Source organism: Rhodanobacter sp. B04 (genome assembly GCF_002001125.1).
Lineage (GTDB): Bacteria > Pseudomonadota > Gammaproteobacteria > Xanthomonadales > Rhodanobacteraceae > Rhodanobacter.
Genome location: NZ_MUNV01000005.1, coordinates 479063 through 498315 on the forward strand (window position 1 = coordinate 479063; position 19253 = coordinate 498315).

General features: G+C 63.4%; 17 protein-coding genes. 8 read left to right on the forward strand and 9 right to left on the reverse strand.

Annotated features, from left to right (window positions below; all coding sequences use genetic code 11):
- The first annotated feature begins 94 nt into the window (after positions 1 to 94).
- Genes B0E46_RS02070 through B0E46_RS02080 form a run of 3 tightly spaced genes read left to right on the forward strand, consistent with a single transcriptional unit; the run spans position 95 to position 1997 of the window.
- Positions 95 to 640 (forward strand): RNA polymerase sigma factor, encoded by a 546-nt coding sequence (locus B0E46_RS02070; protein ID WP_077554169.1) that lies wholly within the window; start codon positions 95 to 97, stop codon positions 638 to 640.
- Entirely contained in the window at positions 637 to 1080 is a 444-nt protein-coding gene (locus B0E46_RS02075; RefSeq protein WP_077554013.1) for a hypothetical protein, read from the forward strand. The genes B0E46_RS02070 and B0E46_RS02075 overlap by 4 nt, the downstream gene beginning before the upstream one ends.
- Positions 1081 to 1094: 14 nt before the next feature.
- A complete protein-coding gene (locus B0E46_RS02080) occupies positions 1095 to 1997 on the forward strand; it encodes a DUF4097 family beta strand repeat-containing protein (protein WP_077554170.1) in 903 nt (300 codons plus the stop codon).
- A gap of 94 nt (positions 1998 to 2091) precedes the next feature.
- Here the strand turns inward: B0E46_RS02080 and B0E46_RS02085 are convergent, their stop codons facing one another.
- Positions 2092 to 3003 (reverse strand): hypothetical protein, encoded by a 912-nt coding sequence (locus B0E46_RS02085; protein WP_077554171.1) that lies wholly within the window; start codon positions 3001 to 3003, stop codon positions 2092 to 2094.
- A gap of 245 nt (positions 3004 to 3248) precedes the next feature.
- Between B0E46_RS02085 and B0E46_RS02090 the strand changes: the two genes are divergently transcribed.
- Entirely contained in the window at positions 3249 to 6152 is a 2904-nt protein-coding gene (locus tag B0E46_RS02090; protein WP_077554014.1) for an EAL domain-containing protein, read from the forward strand.
- Positions 6153 to 6178: 26 nt separating this feature from the next.
- Here B0E46_RS02090 and hslO read toward each other — a convergent pair whose 3' ends face one another.
- Positions 6179 to 7078, reverse strand: coding sequence for an Hsp33 family molecular chaperone HslO (gene hslO / locus B0E46_RS02095; RefSeq protein ID WP_077554015.1), 900 nt, complete (start codon positions 7076 to 7078; stop codon positions 6179 to 6181).
- Between the two features lie 95 nt (positions 7079 to 7173).
- On the opposite strand from hslO, the gene mtgA reads away from it, so the two are divergent.
- From mtgA to B0E46_RS02110, 3 genes are all read left to right on the forward strand, one after another.
- Positions 7174 to 7914 carry a monofunctional biosynthetic peptidoglycan transglycosylase gene (mtgA, locus tag B0E46_RS02100; RefSeq protein ID WP_077554016.1) on the forward strand — a complete coding sequence of 247 codons (741 nt, stop codon included), beginning with the start codon at positions 7174 to 7176 and terminating at the stop codon, positions 7912 to 7914.
- A 64-nt stretch (positions 7915 to 7978) separates the two neighbouring features.
- On the forward strand, positions 7979 to 8917 hold the full coding sequence (locus tag B0E46_RS02105) for a glycosyltransferase family 2 protein (protein WP_077554017.1): 939 nt from the start codon (positions 7979 to 7981) through the stop codon (positions 8915 to 8917).
- Between the two features lie 106 nt (positions 8918 to 9023).
- Entirely contained in the window at positions 9024 to 9452 is a 429-nt protein-coding gene (locus B0E46_RS02110; RefSeq protein ID WP_077554018.1) for a CBS domain-containing protein, read from the forward strand.
- Between the two features lie 28 nt (positions 9453 to 9480).
- Here B0E46_RS02110 and B0E46_RS02115 read toward each other — a convergent pair whose 3' ends face one another.
- From B0E46_RS02115 to B0E46_RS02125, 3 genes are all read right to left on the reverse strand, one after another.
- Complete coding sequence (locus B0E46_RS02115; RefSeq protein WP_077554019.1) at positions 9481 to 10743, reverse strand: MFS transporter; 1263 nt, start codon at positions 10741 to 10743, stop codon at positions 9481 to 9483.
- A gap of 197 nt (positions 10744 to 10940) precedes the next feature.
- A complete protein-coding gene (locus tag B0E46_RS02120; protein WP_077554020.1) occupies positions 10941 to 12866 on the reverse strand; it encodes a M48 family metallopeptidase in 1926 nt (641 codons plus the stop codon).
- A 51-nt stretch (positions 12867 to 12917) separates the two neighbouring features.
- On the reverse strand, positions 12918 to 13505 hold the full coding sequence (locus tag B0E46_RS02125) for a LemA family protein (RefSeq protein WP_077554021.1): 588 nt from the start codon (positions 13503 to 13505) through the stop codon (positions 12918 to 12920).
- Positions 13506 to 13560: 55 nt separating this feature from the next.
- Between B0E46_RS02125 and B0E46_RS02130 the strand changes: the two genes are divergently transcribed.
- Positions 13561 to 14844, forward strand: a complete 1284-nt coding sequence (locus B0E46_RS02130; RefSeq protein ID WP_077554022.1) for a serine hydrolase domain-containing protein — start codon at positions 13561 to 13563, stop codon at positions 14842 to 14844.
- Positions 14845 to 14947: 103 nt separating this feature from the next.
- Here B0E46_RS02130 and B0E46_RS02135 read toward each other — a convergent pair whose 3' ends face one another.
- The 4 genes from B0E46_RS02135 to gcvT form a co-directional block, all read right to left on the reverse strand.
- Positions 14948 to 15988: an energy transducer TonB gene (locus tag B0E46_RS02135; RefSeq protein WP_077554023.1), complete on the reverse strand. Its 1041-nt coding sequence runs from the start codon at positions 15986 to 15988 to the stop codon at positions 14948 to 14950.
- A gap of 398 nt (positions 15989 to 16386) precedes the next feature.
- Positions 16387 to 16911, reverse strand: a complete 525-nt coding sequence (gene metJ / locus B0E46_RS18040) for a met regulon transcriptional regulator MetJ (RefSeq protein ID WP_077554024.1) — start codon at positions 16909 to 16911, stop codon at positions 16387 to 16389.
- A gap of 692 nt (positions 16912 to 17603) precedes the next feature.
- Entirely contained in the window at positions 17604 to 17999 is a 396-nt protein-coding gene (gene gcvH / locus B0E46_RS02145; RefSeq protein ID WP_077554025.1) for a glycine cleavage system protein GcvH, read from the reverse strand.
- 105 nt (positions 18000 to 18104) lie between these two features.
- Positions 18105 to 19205, reverse strand: coding sequence for a glycine cleavage system aminomethyltransferase GcvT (gcvT, locus tag B0E46_RS02150; protein WP_077554026.1), 1101 nt, complete (start codon positions 19203 to 19205; stop codon positions 18105 to 18107).
- Positions 19206 to 19253: the final 48 nt, after the last annotated feature.

A 19253-nucleotide genomic window follows, 5' to 3' on the forward strand; every position in this document is an offset into this window, starting at 1 on the left:
TGCGCCGCCCAACCCGCCTCGTGCAAACCCTTTCGCGCGACCGCGCATCCAAGCTGGCAAGATGATCGCCGCCTGCCCTGCCATTGGAAGCTCCATGTCGCCTGCCCCGTCGGGAGCCAACGACACCGATGACGTATGCGCCGCGGCAGCCGGTGACCGCCAGGCGTTCCAGCGGCTGTACCGACTGCACGTGGATCGCGTGCATGGCGCGGTGTACCGGCTTGCCGGCTACGACCGCGCCCGCGCCGAGGACCTGACCCAGGACGCGTTCATCCGAGCCTGGCAGAAGCTGCCCGGATTTCGTCACGAGAGTGCATTCGGCACCTGGCTGTACCGGCTGGCGGTAAATCTGGCGCTGATGGACATCCGTGCCCGCAACGCCGATCCGGTCAGCATGCTCGACGACGATCTGCTGCCGGATCCCGGCGAGACGCCGTTCTGCGCTGCCGAGCGCGAGGAACTGGAACGCGCGATCGGCCAGTTGCCGCCGCGGGCACGCGCCGTGCTGGTGCTGCACGACATCGAAGGCTGGCGGCACGAGGAAATCGGCGGCGAGCTCGGCATGGCCGTCGGCACGTCGAAAGCGCAACTGCATCGGGCACGCAGTCTGCTGCGCAAGGTATTGGGAGAAAGGTCATGAACGAATTCGAATGGCGCCGGCAACTGCGCGATCTGCATCAGCCACTCACGCCACAACGTGACCTGTGGGTGGCGATCGACGCCGCGCTGGACGCTACCGATGCCGCACGCGCCACCGCCATCCCCGAGCAGCGGCCCGCTCGCCCGCTGCGCTGGCTGCTCGCTTCCGGTCTTGCCGCATCGCTGCTGCTGGCCGGTGCGCTCGGCTGGCATGCACTGCGGCACGCGCCAGCCGCGGCCGCGCTCGCCAGCACCGCGACGACGCCGTGGAAGCCTGCTGATCCGCGCCTCGCCGGTGCCGCGATCGAACTGGACGCCGCACACATGGAACTGCAACTGGCGATCCAGCAGGCACCCGACTCACCGGCGCTGCAGCGCCTGCTTGACCGTACCGAACACCAACAGATGCAATTACGCCAACTGGCTGGCCACGCCGGCTGAACCCAGGAATGACCATGAGAACCGCCCGCTACGCTCCCCTGCTGCTGTGTCTGTGCGTCGGCCAGGCCCTGGCCAGCACTCCGATCCAGCTCAGCCATGACGCCACCTCGACGGTTCATGTCAGTGTCAGCAACATCGCTGGCTCGGTGACTGTGACTGCATGGGATCGCAACGAGGTGGAAGTCCGCGGGCAGCTTGGCGACGGCGCCAAGCCGCTGGCCATCACCGGCAGCAGCAGCAACCTGGCGGTCAAGGTCGAGCCGCAACGCGGCTCGGGCCTGTTCAACTGGAGCGGCGACAGCCGGATGGGATCCAGCACGCTGGAATTGCACGTGCCCCGCGGAGCGTCGCTCGATATCGGCGTGATCAGCGCGCCGCTGGTCATCGACGGTATCGTTGGCGGCAGCATCGCCGTCAACACGGTCAGCGGCAGGGCTCGCATCAATGCGCGCACGCCGGCACTGAAAGTGGAAAGCGTCAGCGGCGGCATCGAGCTGGCCGGGCATGCCGACAAGGCCGATCTGCAGACCGTCAGCGGCGACATTCTCGCCCCTGCACTTGGCAGCGAAGCGAAGCTGCAGACCATCTCCGGCCGCATCCAGGCCGATGGCGGCCCATGGAAGACCCTGACGCTCAGCACGGTGTCCGGCAACGTGCAGCTGAGCGGGGCGCTGGCTGCCGATGGCAAGCTCGGCATCGATAGCATGAGCGGCGATGTGCAGTTGCAATTGCCAGCAGCCACCTCGGGCCAATTGCACGCCAGCAGCTTCAGCGGCGACCTGCGCAGCGATTTCGGCACACCGCAAAAGCCCGAACATGGGCCCGGCAGCAACCTGGATACCCGCCTTGGCGACGGCCAGGGCACGATCAATGTCGAAACCTTCAGCGGCGACCTGCGCATCCGCAAGCAAAATTGAGCACGGGATACCCAGGTTTACCAAACGAGAACGCCGTCGCTTGAGCGACGGCGTTTTCATGTGCGGAAGAACCGGACGCTGCACCTAGGACGAATCAGAGATCCTGGTGATATTGCACGTACGGCGTACGTGACTGATCCGGCTCGGGCCCCGCCGGAGTATTGGCTGGCGTGCCGGACGACCACAGGTTTTGCGCGCCGACGCTCAGCGAACCGCGCCACGGCAGGCGCCAGGTCACGCCCAGATCGATGCTGTTCCAGCGTCGATCCGGGCTCAAACCACCCGGAATACCGGCCTCGGGCTGCATGCTGCGGCCGATCAGGACACCGCTCAGCACGCCATGATCGACACCGAAGCTCAGCGCCTTCTGGTCCAGCGTATTGACGCCCAGTAGGTTGCCGGGCAGCAGATGGATGCGACCCACGCTGGCGCCAAGGTCGATGCCGCTCCTGCTGCCAAAGGAAAGCCGGCCGCGCGCATTGAGCTGGGAGCTGCTGTCGAAGCCGGACAGACCGTCCACGCTGGGCACCACACTGGGCAGTACGCGTGGCAATGCCACGCTGTTGTCGGGCGTGCTGGTGGAGCCGACACTCAGGCCCAGGCTGTAACGCCCGACGGCATAGGTGGCACCGACTTCGCTGCCGATGACCCGAACCGGCTGATTGACCCATGAGCTCTGGCTGACTGCAGCCTGTGCCTGCAGATTCGGAGCCAGCCCGTACTGCAACCCCGTCGTCGTCACGGTCGACGCATCGACCACATGCAGCGCCAGCGGAGCATTCAGACGCAAGGCATCGGCGCCGCTACTGCTGTCCGCCTTGAGTGCCAGCAGGTGGCCATCGCGGCCACGCCACAGCGGCACAACCACGCCAGATTCGACATCAGTAAACTGATCCGGTGGCTGCGCGAGCAGGCGCTCAGCCTGCGCGCTGCCGCCATCCACAGACTGCCCGGCCGCGACAAGCGGCAACAGGGAGATCAGCAGCAGGGCGGCGAGGCGGCGCATGGCTTTGAACGAACCACTCATTCAAGTACGAAATTCGATGGCCAGTATACCTAGTTTTACATTTTGCTAACACCCTAAAACCTGCCACCAAGCACAAAAAGCGCAGGCAAGCTCCCTGAGACCCATTCAACCATACGCAGGTTCCTGGCGAGGGACCGTGATCGCTGGCGACAAGCCCGACTTACACGCTATAAAGGCGTTCGACGTCGATCCTGCCGGATCGTTCCGGAACCAACCACCGTCCAATGAGCTCCGCCCCGACGATCCGTTCATCCCAGCCGCCCTCGACGGAACGGGATCTTGCGGCCTTGTATCAGGCCGTCGAACGATTGTTCGGGGCTGTCGACGCCGCCAGCATGATGGAAATCTGCGAAAACATGCTGGGCAATCTCGGCATCCATGGCAGGTTGCGCTGGCGTCGTCTGGACGAACAGCCCACCCGTCTGCCGAGCAGCCAGGTCGACCTCGCCGAAGATCCCCAGGGGACGCGGATGCTCACCCTGGAAACGGCCGAGCTGCCGCTGCCTGATGACGTGCGTGAACAGCTGGCCTGGCTGGGACGACTGGCGGGCACCCGATTGCACCAGCTGGCCGAAACCAGCCGGTTGTACGAGGCCATTTCGCGCCTCGCGCTGGCCGAACGACTGCAACGCGCGCTGTACGCGATCGCCGAACAGGCCGGTTCGGGGCACAACATGCCCGAAATGATGCATTCGCTGCATGGCATCGTCGGCAGCCTCATGTACGCCGAGAATTTCTACATCGTGCTGTATGACTCGGCCACCGATACCGTTCGCTTTCCTTATTACGTCGATATCGCCGACAACGACCCGCCGCCGCCCGATCAGGATCTGCCGCTGCACGACATGCTGCACAGCCTGACCTGGAACCTGCTGCGCGAGGGGCGCCCGTTGATGGGTTCGATCGACGAACTGAGGCAGCAATTCGGCGAGCGCTTCGTCCTGGTGGGCCCTAGCTGCGAGCACTGGCTCGGCGTGCCGCTGCTGCGTGGCGAGCGCGTGGCGGGCGGCATCGTGGTGCAGAGCTATCGTGCCGACACTCATTATTCAAAGCATGACATGGAGCTGCTGAACTACGTGGCCCAGCACGTGCAGACTGCGCTGGAGCGGCACGAGGCACATATCGAACTGGGCCGGCGGGTCACCGACCGCACCGCCGCCTTGCGGGAAGCCAACCGCGTGCTGCGCCAGCAGGTGCTGCAACGCCAGCGCGGCGAAAGATTGCAGGCGGCGCTGTTCCGCATTGCCGAACTCGCCAACACCTCGGAGAGCCTGGAAAAATTCTACGCGTCCATGCACCAGGTGATCAGTGGCCTGCTCTACGCGCGCAACTTCTATATCGCACTGGTCGACGAGGAAAGCGGACATCTGACCTTCCCCTATTCGGTGGACGACGTCGACAGCGTGCGGCCACCGCGCGCCCACGGTCGCGGCCTCACCGAATACGTGCTGCGTCATGCCAAGCCGCTGCTGGCCGACTCCGAGGAGCTCGACCATCTGGTGGCCATGGGCGAAATCAGCCACTTCGGTGCGCGTTCGGTGTGCTGGCTTGGCGTGCCGTTGATCTGGGGCGGCAAATCCATGGGCGTGATGGCGCTGCAGAGCTATTCGCCGGAGCACACCTACAACGAGCGCGATCAGGAGCTGCTGACCTTCGTCAGCTACCACATCGCCAACGCACTGCAGCGCAAACAGGCAGCAGCGTCCCTGCGACAGGCTTATGCCGGGCTGGAACGCCGCGTGACCGAACGCACCCGGGCGCTGGCGCTGGCCAACCGCGACCTGCGCGAGCAGATTGCCGAGCGCGAACGGGTCGAGCGACGGCTGAAATACGAGACGCTGCACGACTCGCTCACGGGGCTGCCGAATCGCACGCTGCTGCTGCAGCGGCTGGAACAGTCGATGCAGCGTTGCGCCGCCAACCCCAGCGAACAGTTCGCCGTGCTGTTCATCGACCTGGACCGCTTCAAGGTGATCAACGATTCGGTCGGGCACCTGGTCGGCGACGATCTGCTGTTCCAGGTCGGCGGACGCATCCGCGCCTGCCTGAAAACCCGGGACGTGGTCGCGCGCCTTGGCGGCGATGAATTCGCCGTCCTGCTGGAAGGCATCAGCGACACCGGCAAGGCCACGCTGATTGCCGAACGCATCATCAACGAGCTGCAGACGCCGTTCCGGCTCGGCACCAAGGAAATCTTTACCTCCGCATCGATCGGCATTGCGCTGTCCAGCCCGCACTACCGGCAGCCGGAGGAATTGCTGCGCGACGCCGACGCGGCGATGTACAACGCGAAGGACGGCGGCCGCCATCGCGCGGCGCTGTTCGACGACCGCCTGCGCCGCGAGGCACTCTCGCTGCTGGACATGGAAAGCGACCTGCGCCACGCGCTCAGTCGCAATGAATTCGAGCCGTTCTACCAGCCCATCGTGGAGCTCGCCGATGGCCGCGTGGTCGGCTACGAGGCGCTGCTGCGCTGGCACCATCCCGAGCGCGGCCTGCTGGCGCCGCATGATTTCCTGCTCATCGCCGAGGAATGTGGCTGTGCCGAGGCGATCGACTGGCAGATCTTCGAACAGGTCTGCACCCAGGCCGTGCGCCTGATCGGCACCGAGGGTTTCATCAGCATCAACGTCTCCGGCCGGCACTTCCGTTCCGCCGACCTCGACCAGCGGCTGCTCGCGCTGTTCGAGCAGTATGCCGTGCCGACCCATTGCATCCGCATCGAAGTCACCGAGCATGCCCTGCTGGAGAACCCGACCCAGGTCAAGCAGATGCTGAAGAATTTGCGCAGTCACGGCATCCGCGTCGCGCTGGATGACTTCGGCACCGGCTACTCCTCGCTGAGCTACCTGCACCAGTACCCGTTCGAAACGCTGAAGATCGATCGCTCCTTCATCATCGAGCTGCCGCAGGGCGACGAGGAAACCCAGGGACTGGCGCTGGTGCGCGCGATCCAGGTGCTGGCCGACTCGCTGCAGATGAAGGTGATTGCCGAGGGCATCGAGAAGGAGTCGCAACGCCAGGCGCTGCTGCGGGTCGGCTGCCGCTATGGCCAGGGCTTCCTGTTCGCCGAGCCGCAACCAGCCAGGACCTGGCTGGGCAAGAACAATTCCCTACTGCCGGCCTGAATCGCGGCCAGTCCGTCCAAGCCTCGTCATTGCGTGGTGTCCGGCGCGGCAGTCACCACGTTGTGGTTGAGCAGGAGCTCGGCATCGATGCGGTCGAAGTGATAGCGCTGCGCACAGAATTCACAGATCACCTCGATTTGGTCATCGCGCGCGGCCAGTGCAGCCTCGACTTCGTCACGCCCCAGCGAACGCAGCATCCCGCTCACCCGCTCACGGCTGCAGCTGCAGCCGAACGCCAGCGCACGCGGCTCGAACAGGCGCACCGACTCCTCGTGGTACAGCCGGTACAGCAACTGTTCCGGCGCAGCGGTCAGCAATTCCTGCACACCCAGCGTCGCGGTGAGATGCACGATGCGGTTCCATGCATCCTCGTCCTGTGCCGCATGATGCCCGCCTTCGTCGGGCAGCTTCTGCAGCATCAGGCCGACAGCATGCTCGCCATCGGCGGCCAGCAGGATGCGCGCCGGCAGTTGCTCGGACTGGACGAAGTAATTCTCCAGCGCCTCGGCCACACCGGCGTGCTGCAGCTCGACCAGCCCCTGATAGCGCTGACCACGCTCCACGTTGCCGATGGTGATCGCCATGCCCGCGTCAGGCAGCTCGTGCAGCGCCAGCGATTCCGGCAGCGGCTCATTCCAGCGTGCCAGGCCGCGCAGCCGCCCCTGGTCGGTGCACTCGGCAAACAGCAGGCGCAGCGCGCCGCTGCTCTTCAGCTCGATCGAAAGCGCGCCATCCAGCTTGATGTTGCCGGTAAGCAATGCGCTGGCAGCGAGCGTCTCGCCAAGCAGCGCCCGCACGGCCGGCGGATAGTCCGCGCGGGCCGCCACCTCCCGCCAGGTCGGGCCCAGCTTCACCAGCACACCGCGCACACCGGCGTGTTCCAGCAGAAAGCGGTGCAGTACATCGTCGGCAGGCAGGTTTTCCACGGCAGTGCACTCTTGAGGTCAGGCGCCACAGATGGGGGCACCGGGCGTTCGTAACAACGCCCTTATACTGGCTCGACTTTCCGCAGCCTACTGCCATGCCAGCCTTGTTCCGCCGCCCCATGCTGATCCGCCTGCTGCGCGCCCTGGCCTTGCTGGTCCTGGCCTGGCTGGTACTCAGCTGGCTGCTGGTGCTGGTGCTGCGTTTCGTGCCGCCATGGACTTCCGCGGTCATGCTCGAACGACGGCTCGGTGCAGTGATCCGCGGCGAACATGATTTCCGGCTGCGCCAGCACTGGGTTCCATGGAGCCAGATATCGCCCTGGGTGCCGCTGGCGATGGTGGCCGGCGAGGACCAGAAGTTTCCCTATCACCACGGTTTCGATTTCGACTCCATCCAGAACGCGATTGACGCAGCCGACGACGGCAGGCGCCTGCGTGGAGCCAGCACGATCAGCCAACAGACGGCGAAGAACCTGTTCCTGTGGAATGGACGCAGCTTCGTGCGCAAGGGCCTGGAAGCGTATTTCACCGTACTGATCGAGCTGAGCTGGCCGAAGCGGCGCATCCTCGAGGTTTACATGAACATCGCCGAACTGGGCGATGGCATCTATGGCGTGGGCGCGGCCAGCGAGACGTACTTCCATACCTCGCCGGCGCGGCTCGATCAGGCACAGGCGGCGCGACTGGCCGCCGTGCTGCCGAATCCGCGCCGCCTGCATGCGGATCGGCCCAGCGCCTATGTGCTGCGTCGGGCCGGCTGGATCCAGCAGCAGATGGGGCAGCTTGGCGGTACGGCCTATGTTGCAGGCCATGCCCCGCCGCGCCAGCCGCATTGAACAGCACGCTCGCCCGCCAGCCCGTGGTTGGTTAGCATGAGCGCTTCTTCCGCTGGCTGCGCTCATGCCGCAACTCACCGTCGTCGTTCCCGCCTATAACGAATCGGCCGTGCTGGAAACCTTCCACCAGCGGCTGGGCAAGGTGCTGGACTCGCTGCCACTGGACTCGTGCGTGCTGTACGTCGACGACGGCAGCCGTGACGATACCTGGTCGATCATCGAGGCGCTGGCCGCCGCCGATCCACGCACGGGGGCGCTCAAGCTCTCGCGCAATTTCGGCAAGGAAACGGCGCTGACCGCCGGGCTCGATGCCGTCACCGCCGGTGCGGCGGTGGTCATCGATGCCGACCTGCAGGACCCACCCGAACTGATTCCCGCCCTGGTCGAGCAATGGCAGGCCGGCCATGACGTGGTCTATGCCACGCGCAGCGCGCGCGAAGGCGAGAGTGGTTTCAAGCGCTTCACCGCGGCGGCGTTCTACCGCAGCATGGAGCGGCTGTCGGATACCGCGATTCCACGCGACACCGGCGACTTCCGCCTGCTTTCGCGTCGCGCCCTGGATGCGCTGGGCCAGCTGCGCGAACGCCAGCGTTTCATGAAAGGCCTGTTCAGCTGGATCGGCTACCGGCAGACCTCGGTACGCTACCTGCGCGAGCCGCGCCAGGCCGGCACCACCAAGTGGAACTACTGGCGCCTCGGGCAACTGGCGATCGAAGGCATCACCTCGTTCTCCACCGCACCGCTGAGGCTGGCCACCTGGGTCGGGCTGGCCTCGGCCGGACTGGCCTTCGTCTACGGCATCCTGGTGCTGGTCAAGTCGCTGTTCTACGGCGACCCGGTGCGCGGCTATCCGACACTGATGCTGGTGATCCTGTTCCTCGGCGGCGTGCAGTTGCTCGCGCTCGGCGTGATCGGCGAATACCTCGGCCGCAACTATGCCGAGAGCAAGCAGCGGCCGCTGTATTTCATCGAGGAACGGCGTCTGCCGCGTCATCCACGCTGAGAGTCCTTGCTGCGACGCGGCTTCACGGCTGCACTACACGCCGGCCCGATGCCGGCGTTAGACTCGTCACAGACGGCCCATCCAAGGGCCCGCAGGAGGTCGAAGCATGAGCCAGGTCAAGCATCTGCTGGAAAGCAAGGGCAGCACGATCTTCAGCATTGCGCCGGAAGCGCCGGTACTCGAAGCGATCAAGCGCATGGCCGAACACAGGGTCGGCGCGTTGCTGGTGATGCGCGGCGAACGACTGGTCGGCGTGGTCTCTGAACGCGATTACGCGCGCAAGGTGATCCTGCAGGGTCGCTCCTCGTCACAGACAGCCGTGTCCGACATCATGACCGGCGAGCCACTCACCGTCGGCCCGGATACCGACGTGTTCGACTGCATGCGGTTGTGTACCGACAGCCGCATCCGGCATCTGCCGGTGGTGCAGGGCAATGCGGTGGTCGGCGTGATCTCGATCGGCGACCTGGTCAAGGCCGTGATCGACGCGCAGGCCGAGCAGATCGAGCATCTGCAGCGTTACATCACCAGCTGAAGCAAGCGTGCAGGACGAACCGTCAGGATCACGCTGATGACGGTTCGTCAGTTGCGACCCGCGCATGTTCGTCTGGCATCAGGTCGTGTGACCAGCCCGCCCGCCGTGCCACGACAGCCGCCAATGCGGCGACCCCTGCACCCAGCAAGGCCATGCCGCCAATACCCCAGCCCAGCAGGCGCAGGCCACTCACAGCGCCGGTCACCACCACGTCGCCGAAGCGCCATACCGCCGTCTCGACGAAATTCTTGCCCTTGTATCGCGTCTCGCGCGGCACCCGCGTATACAGCGCATCGACTGCCGGCTTGGTCATGCCATAGGCGAAGCCGCGTGTCATGACCAGCATCAGCGCAAGCAACGGCACCTGACAGCCAAACAGCAACAAACTGCCACCGCCGCACACGGCCGCCACCAGCAGCAGCACGACATTGACCAGAGCCGGCAGCACCAGACCCCAGCCGGCCCCGCGCCGCACAAGCAATACCGGGGTCAAGGTCAGTTGCAGCGATGCCCCGAACAAGTTGGTTGCCAGATCCAGATCGTTGTAGAACTCCGTGCGCGCGATTGCGCTGGTGAAATGCATTTTGGCGTAATCGGCGACGAGCGCATAAGCCAGTGTGCCGATGCCATCACCAAACAGCATCAACAAGGCCATGTAGCGAAGGAACGGACGCGACCACAGCTCCTTGATGCCAGCCCACAGCGAGCCACCGATCGCCTCTTCGCCGCGACTACCAGGCTGCCGATCATGCTGTGCGGAAAGCCGCAACAGCAGCACCAGCGACATACCCAATGCCAATGCAGAAACGACCAGCAACGGTGCTACGCCAATCAGCTGCACCAGCAGCTTGGTCACCAGCGGGCCGAAGATCGCCCCGGCCATGCCGCCCAGCGCAATCAGCGAGAAGACCATGCGGGCCTGGCCGCTGGAGAAGATGTCGGCCATGAAGCTCCAGAACAGCGACACCACGAACAGGTTGAACACACTGACCCAGACAAAAAAGATCACGCCCAGCGTACGTGCACCGATGCGGTCCTGTGCCATGAAGGCCGGCACGAAGACAAGCAGGCACACGATGAAGAAGCTGTAGCTCCAGCCAAGCAGTTGCCTGCGCGGGAAACGCGCCACCAGCATGCCGAACACCGGCGTCAGCAGCAGCATCACCACGAGGACCGCACCGTAGAACAGCGGCAGCGACGATGAACCAACTGCCCCGCTCAGCTGATCTCTCACCGGTCGCACGATGTAGTACGACGTCATCACGAAAAAGAACGCCAGCGCGGACAACATCGGCGCGGAGGCTTGTTCCACAACGGCTTGACGGGGCAAACTCACGGGCACATCCAGCGTGGGACGCGGCCAGACTAGCACGCGTCCATGACACATCCAGCGAGGCTGGCAAACCCATGAACAGCTACGACGCCAATGCGCCAATCCTTACGCGGTCGTGCGCGCCGGCAGACTGAATCTTTGGCCACGTTTGAGCTCTAGCCAGCCTGAATGTCTGACTGCGGTGGCAGCGGACAGTGCAGACTGGCGCAGATTACCCGCAGCAGTTCGGTCTCTGCCGCCTTGATCACGCCATCGGCCCGGATCGCACGGAGCAGGCTCAGTATCACGATCTCTTTCGCGGCAGGCATCAAGCCGTCCAGATCATCCAGCGCCCGCTCAAATGGCTGCTGCCAGTCCAGCGATGGTGTTTGCCAGGTCGGCGCCTGGCCTGGAAATGCCTGATCCATCGCCAGCAGCCATGCACGCCTTGCGGCGGCATCATCGGTACTGCCGTGAGCGGCAACCACGGCGCAGACCAACATCACGCTGTCGCGGCATGCGGGCAACTTCTTCTGGCCGTCCACCGGTGCCCGGCGTGGTCGCATCGCCTCCAGCAACTGCACGCGCAGCAGACGGGCAAGGCAGTACTCGTCCAGATCGACCTTGCTGTCCATGCCGACCAGCGCTTCCAGGGTGGTCAACAGGGTCTGTTGACGCCCTTGCGGCAGCTGCTTGAGTGCCGGAAAGGAAAGTGCGACCAGTGGCATGCGCACGACGGGAGACAGCGCCTCTATCTGCCCGGCAAGAGAAGTCACGGCGTATTGCAGATCGTCGCCAAATGCATTGGCAATCGTCCGTCGCTGCTGTGCCCGCAGATCGTCATGCGCCGACATGGCCAGAGCCAATACCAACGGCAATGCCGACTCCGGCTGCTGCGTCGCGTTCGTCAGCGTGGCCGGGATGCTCTGCTGCAAGGCAGCTGCATGCTCGAAACTCCCTGCACCCGCCTGGCTTGGCTGCGCCGATGCGGCCGGTGTGCCGGTTGCACTGGCCTGCTGCAGCAGAGCAGCGCCGGACGCAGCCGACATGGGCGGCCCGCTGGTGTCGGCACTTACGGCCTCGCGAGCCACCGACGCATTTCTCAGGGACTGCGCCAGCTGCACCAATTCCTCATTCTGGAAACCGGGCTCCAATATCCGGATTCGCTCCCGCAGCGGCGGATGGGTGGCATACCACGCGTCGTACGTGTCATCGGCCTCGCCGAACAACATGTGCGCCACTTCGTGCCGGTTGCCCGCCTGCAATGCGGAACCCTCGTCGAGGACCGCGATTTTTTTCAGCGCACCGGCGATGCCGGCAGTCTGGCGCGTGAACTGAACCGCTGAAGCATCAGCCAGCGATTCGCGTGAACGCGCCACACCTGCCTGGATCAGCCGTCCGAAGAAGAAACCGGTGTAGCCAATCCCGAGCAATGCCAGTGCGATCAGCCCCTGCCTGCCGTCATCGCCACTCAGGCGACCACTGCGACCACCACCGACCCACATCATCTGACGGCCGATGATCGCCAGCACCATGATGCCGAACAGCAGCCCCATCAGACGGATGTTGAGCCGCATATCGCCATTCAGCACGTGGCTGAATTCGTGTGCGATCACCCCTTGCAACTCGTCACGGCTCAGCTGATCGATGCAACCCTGAGTCACGCATATCGCTGCGTCGGATGGTGAGTACCCGGCAGCGAATGCATTGATGCCGTGCTCGTCTTGCATCAGGTAGATATCCGGCACCGGCAAGCCGGAAGCGATCGCCACTTCCTCGATCACGTTGCGCAATTGGCGCAGCTGCGGGTCATTGGTATCCGGGGATACAGGCACGGCGCCGACACTTTCGGCCACCGACTGGCCTCCCCCCGACAGGCTCTGGATGCGATACATCGAGCACAGCGCGATGAAGCCCACGACCACGATGCTGCTGATGACCCAGACCGACGGACTCAGACGATGATGGTGACCCCAGATGAACCATGTCATCACCACCACCACGTCAGTCGCGGCGACGATCAGAAGCACCGCCAGCACGAACAGCAGCACCAGAAACCGGGTGCTGCGGCGCACGTGCGCCTGTTGGGCAAAGAAATCCATCGAGTCCCCCAGGAGAGATCAGCGCGACCTACATCGCGATGGCGCCGACGATCAGCTGAAGGAAACCTTCGGCACGTCGCGTACGGCCGGATCCTCGACTTTCAACGGCTCGGCGGCGGCGAAACCATAGCTGTTCGCCACGAACGACGCCGGAAACACTTCGCGACTGTTGTTGTAGGTCAGCACGGAATCGTTATAGGCCTGCCGCGCAAACGCCACCCGGTTCTCGGTCGAGGTCAGTTCCTCGGAGAGTTGCATCATGGTCTGGTTGGCCTTCAGATCCGGATAAGCCTCGCTGAGCGCGAACAAACGCCCCAGACTTTGTGTCAAAGCATTTTCGCTGCCGGCAAGCTGCTGCATCGCACCCGGATCACCCGGGTTGGCCTTGGCACCGGCCAAACCACTGACTGCCGCGTTGCGGGCCTGTACGACCTCTTCCAGGGTACCGCGTTCATGCGCGAGGTAACCCTTGGCCGTCTCCACCAGGTTGGGAATCAGATCATGTCGGCGGGTCAGCTGCACGTCGATCTGAGCAAAAGCATTCTTGTAACCATTCCGCGAAGTAACCAGTCCGTTGTAGATCGACACGAAGTACAAGACAATCAGAACGACAACAACCAGAACAATGATCAGACCCATCGGTACATTCTCCACCCTGCGACGCATCCCCGCGCCGGAACCTCGCCAGAATACCATGCCGTTTCGCAAGCTCTTTCCAGTGATCGCGGGCGTGCTTGGGTTGATCTGCCTGCCAGTCTGCGCGAGCACTTCGGTGATCGCTCCGGTCAACAGGGCTGTCGCCACCACGCAGACGCTACCGCCAGCACGCATCCAGAGCACTTTGGCCGATTATCAGCGCTGGCTGGATCAGCTCGCCGAACGCAATGCCGTCGCCGGACTGGCCACGGCTGTGGTGGTCAACGACAAGGTGGTGTTCGAGCGTACGGTCGGTTACGCCGATGCCGCCACTCAACAACCGGTGACCGCGGATACCGTGTTCCGGCTCGCCTCGCTGTCCAAGGCCTTCGCAACTGCAATCACCGGCCTGCTGGTGGACGATGGCAAACTCAGCTGGGACACCAAGCTGGTCGATGTGCTGCCGTATTTCAAGCTCAAGGATATGCAGGCCGCTTCGGAAGCTACCGTAAGCGACATCCTGGGGCAGCGACTCGGCCTGCCGCACAACACCTACGACAACATGCTCGAGGGCGACATTCCCTACGAAGAGCTCGTCCGAAAACTGGACGAAGTCAACCTGGTCTGCGGCGTGGGCCAGTGCTACGGCTACCAGAACGTCGCGTTCGGGATGATCGGAGACGTGGTACTCGCGCGCACCGGCGATTTCTTCTACCACCTGGTCGACAAGCGCATCTTCTACCCGTTGGGCATGGCCACGGCGAGCTATGGTCGCGCCGCGCTGGAATCCAGCCAGAGCTGGGCACGTCCGCATCGGGCCGCCGGGCATGGCTGGGTGCCGTTCGAGCCCAGCGAAACGTATTACCGCGTGGCACCCGCCGCCGGGGTCAACGCCAGCCTGCACGACATGGAAAAATGGCTGATCGCGCAAATGGGCGGACGCCAGGACGTGCTGCCCACATCACTGCTCGATGTATTGCATGCGCCCGGAATTGCCACGCCCACCGAACTGCACGCCACTCCATGGCGTAGCGCGAGGCTGAGCGCTGCGCAATATGCGCTGGGCTGGAGGGTGTACCAGTACGCTGGGGAAACCCTGGTCTTTCACGCCGGCGCCGTCGCCGGTTACCGCACCATGATCGGTTTCTTTCCGAAATACCATGCCGGCGTAGTCACCATGTGGAATTCGACCGGTCCGACGCCGAGCGGGCTGATGCCGATGGTGTTTGACGGCCTGCTCGGGTTGCCTCACGTCGACTGGGCCGGCATCGAGAGCACCGCTCCCTCGCCAGGCAAGACCATTCCCAAGAAGAAACGCCGCATCACACGCCGCCAGAACTGACCTGGCTCGAAAACTCCATAGCTAGGCACGATTCGGCGCCTGCAACTCCGCAACACGGAAACGGCGCATGCAAGCATGCGCCGTTTCCGTCCGTGTAGTTAAATCAGAGGTTGAACTCGATCTTCAACTGGCGCGTCGTGGACACTGCAACGCCATCCTTCATCGCCGGCTTGAACTGATACCGACGCACCGTATCCATCGCTGCACGATCGAAGACCCGACGAGGCTGCGCATCGACCACGTGGATGTCATCGGTTTTCCCATCGGGTCTGATCGAAAACGACACCACGACCCAGCCACTTTCATGCGCTCGCAACGCCGATGGCGGGTAATCCGGTGCCGCGCCCTTGACCAGTACGGCATCGCTGGTCTCGCCGCCGGTGGCACTGCCAGTCGCAGCGGTCGCCTCGGCACCTGCTGCAGGCTTGGTCGCCGTGCCTGCCGACTGGCCCGCAGGCTGCGTGGAGTGTGTCGGCCTTTCTTTCTGCTGCTCGGCCGCCTGTGCCTTCTGCTGTTCGGCGAGCTGATCCGCAGCCAGTTTTTCGGCAGCCGCCTTTTGTGCGGCCTGCTGCTGGCTCTTCTGCTGATCGAGCGCCAGTTGCTGCTCCTTGTCCAGCGTCTTGCGCTGGGCGTCCAGCTTGGAACGCAGGATGGTCAGCGTGAAGTTGGTCGGATCCGCCTTGGCCAGCAGATCAATCTGGCGCTGCGCTTCATTGAAGTCACGCGAATTGATCGACTGCTCGGCCGAGTTGGCTGCAAACGGGAACGTCTCGCGCAAGGCATCCGAAGCGACCTTGTTGCCGGGATCCTTGACCAGCACCCGCAAGTAGAATTCGAAGGCGTTGTTCCCGGCCGGGGCCAGGTAACGCTGCTGGTTCATGGCGGTACGCGCCTCGATCAGCAGCTGGTTGACGTCCATCGCCGCCACATTCACCGGCGGTGGTGGCGCTGCCCGCGTCGCGGCGGACACCGGCGTGGACGGATGCCCCCCCGAATCCGCCATGATCAGTTCCTGATGCGGCTTGATGATAAGGAACCAAGCGGCCACGGCAAGCAGGCCGATGATGGCAATGATGGCAATGACCAGGGGCCTGATGGCACCTCGCGCATGCCGGCGCGTATCTAGTAAGTATCGGGTATCCATGGTCTCTCGCTGAGTGTCGACAGATACCCGCGCTTTTTCCCCCTGTCGATCCAGGAGCGACGAGTCCCCGGACTCACCGCGGCGCGGATGTGCAAAAGGTAACCCCAATAGCCCGGCACGGCAAATCGTGCGTGATTTCACGGCACGACTCGAAATTTGCCCCCGGACGTCCATGCGGCACACTTAAGCAAAGACGCTACGCATGACAACACCGGCCAACGCGGTCGGCGCAGCGGCACGCAATCATCATGGCGGGAGATTTTCGACCCCGGAAACGAAGCGTCCCGGCCAGGCCGGGACGAAGTCTTCTCGAAGTACTCTCCCCGCGCTGGGCACCGCGGGGAGAGAAGTCGATTGCGTTTCTTGTTGGATGGTACGTGTCGCGTATTGCGTGTTGCTTACTTCTTGGCGGTCTTGGTGGCCTTCACCACCTTGGCCGGCGCAGCTTTCTTGGCGGCCGGCTTCTTGGCGGCAACCTTCTTCGCAGCAACCTTCTTTACGGCAACTTTCTTGGCGGCCGCCGGCTTCTTGGCAGCAGCTTTCTTGGCGGCCGGCTTCTTGGCGGCAACCTTCTTCACGGCAGCTTTCTTGGCGGCCGGCTTCTTGGCGGCAACCTTCTTCACGGTGGCTTTCTTGGCGGCCTTCTTGGCGGCCGGTTTCTTTGCGGCGGATTTCTTGGCAGTGGCCATGGTTCGTCTCAGCTCCTCATCAGTTGGCAGTGGTTGCCCAGTAAAAGCGTGCAGGAACGCCTCAACCAACAAGTCGCTGTTGGTAGCGTGCCGAAGATTGTTCACTTGACGGTGGGTGCGCAAATCGGAAAGCCGCCGCAAAACATGCAGCGGAATCGAGACAGTGATCTTGCGTACTGCATTGGCCTTTTCACCGTGTTCGATATACGGCTTGATGAATTTCGTTGTCGCCATAAAGCGCGTTCCCCGTGATCTGTTGCGAAAGCTATCCCTGAAGATTTCAGCTGTCAATTGATTTTAGTCAAGAAATCAAACCGCTTCATCACCCCCAACCCGACGAGAACCCTGTCGCGGCAACGCTTTTGAAAGATGTCAAGAACATTCATATGGACATCCATACGTCCATATGAAAATCAATGCAATAACGACATAACCCTCAGAACCCTTATGCATCAAGGCTTTTCACAAAATATCAAGCGATACATCGGAAATTGAAATTTATCGCAAAGCGTTCGCAGCCAACCATGTTTTCAATGCGCCCGCCGCTTGTTTTCCAGATGAACGGGACACGACTGGAGCGAGCTGCTCATGCGCCCGGACAACGACACAAAGCGTCGTCTGCCGGGTTCGGCGAACCCATCCTGGAGCATCAACGCACATACCCGAGGCATCCACCGTTCGGACAGCCAGCGCATATATCCCTTCGCGATGGCCATGCCGAGCCGGCATGCCTGGCGCACATGCGCCAGGGGAATCGCACTGGAAAGACATGATGCAAGTCTGGCATCGCGGATGTATCGATTCGCAGCGATCACGCGGCAGATTCATGTCGTGCATGCGCGGCCCGCATGCATGGAATGCGTCGTCCTGAAACGTTACCGGCCGCACTTGGCGGCCGGTAACATCAGACAACCTTGTTGTCGGCGTCAGTGGTCGTCGTTCTCTACCAGCTCTTCGTATTCGTTCGCATCGAGCAGTTCGTCGAGCTCTGCACGATCACTCGGGCGCACCAGGAAGATCCAGCCTTCGCCATAAGCATCTTCGTTGATGGTTTCCGGCTTGTCGTTGAGCAGCTCGTTGACCTCGACGACCTCGCCGGAAACCGGCGAGTAGATGTCCGAGGCGGCTTTCACCGACTCCACCACGGCAGCGCCCGTACCCGCCTTCACCGCCGAACCTATTTCCGGCAGCTCGACATATACCAGGTCACCGAGCTGACCTTGCGCATGGTCGGAAATACCCACGCGAACCAGACCGTCGTCTTCGGCGCGGGCCCACTCGTGGGACTTGAGGAATTTCAGATCGCCAGGAATCTCGCTCATGATCGGGTCCAGTCGTTGTGTTCAGTTGAAGGTGCAAGCGGCGATTCTAGCCACATCCACCGCGGGGAAAAACGTGTCATGGATGACAACGTGGCAGCAGCTCGCTCAAATCCCTTCGCAGGGCTTGCCGTCGCGCACGAACGGATACTTGACCAGCCGCACCGGCACTTCGCGGCCGCGGATGTCGACGCGTACGTCGCCCGCCACCCCCGCCGGAATGCGTGCGAACGCCACCGCCTTGTTGAGGGTCGGCGCAAAACTGCCGGACAGGATTTCGCCCTCGCCGTTGGCGGTAAGCACCTTCTGGCCGTGGCGCAACACGCCCTTGTCGTCCAGCACCAGTCCGACCATCACGCGCGGCACACCGGTCGCCTTCTGCTGCTCCAGTGCGGCACGGCCGATGAAGGCGCGGCCCTCGTCCAGCGCGATCGTCCAGCCCAGGTTCGCCTCCCATGGCGATACCGTCTCGTCCATGTCCTGGCCATAGAGATTCATGCCGGCCTCCAGCCGCAGCGTGTCGCGCGCGCCGAGGCCGGCGGGTGCGACGCCGCTCGTGGCAAGCGCCTCCCACAAGGCAACGGCGTGTTCGTTCGGCACGATGATCTCGAAACCATCCTCGCCGGTATAGCCGGTACGCGCGACAAACAGCGGCATGCCGTGCGGCCCCTGGGCGGCGGCGGCGGCGAACTTGCCCAGCTTCTCGATGCGCGCACGGTCGACCTCGTGCAGCAGGCCGAGCACTTTCGCGCGGGCGCCGGGCCCCTGCACCGCGATCATCGCGAAATCCGGGCGCTCCTTCACCTCCACGCCGAACGCCTGCGCCTGCCGCTCGATCCACGCCAGATCCTTCACCCGGGTGGATGCATTGACCACCAGCCGGAAGTGCGCCTCATCGAAGAAGTAGACGATCAGGTCGTCGATCACGCCGCCCTGTTCGTTGAGCATGCAGGAGTACAGCGCCTTGCCAGTGACCTTCAGCTTGTCGACGCTGTTGGCCAGCAGATGGCGCAGGAACTCCCGCGTGCGCGCACCGTGCAGGTCGATCACCGTCATGTGCGAGACGTCGAACATGCCGGCGTCGCGGCGCACCGCATGATGCTCCTCGATCTGCGAGCCGTAGTTGATCGGCATGTCCCAGCCGCCGAAATCGACCATCCGCGCGCCAAGCGCACGATGGGTGGCGTTGAGTACGGTCTTCTCGGTCATCACGGAACTGCCTTGCGGGGAAAGGCTTGCATTATCGCCGCCGGCACG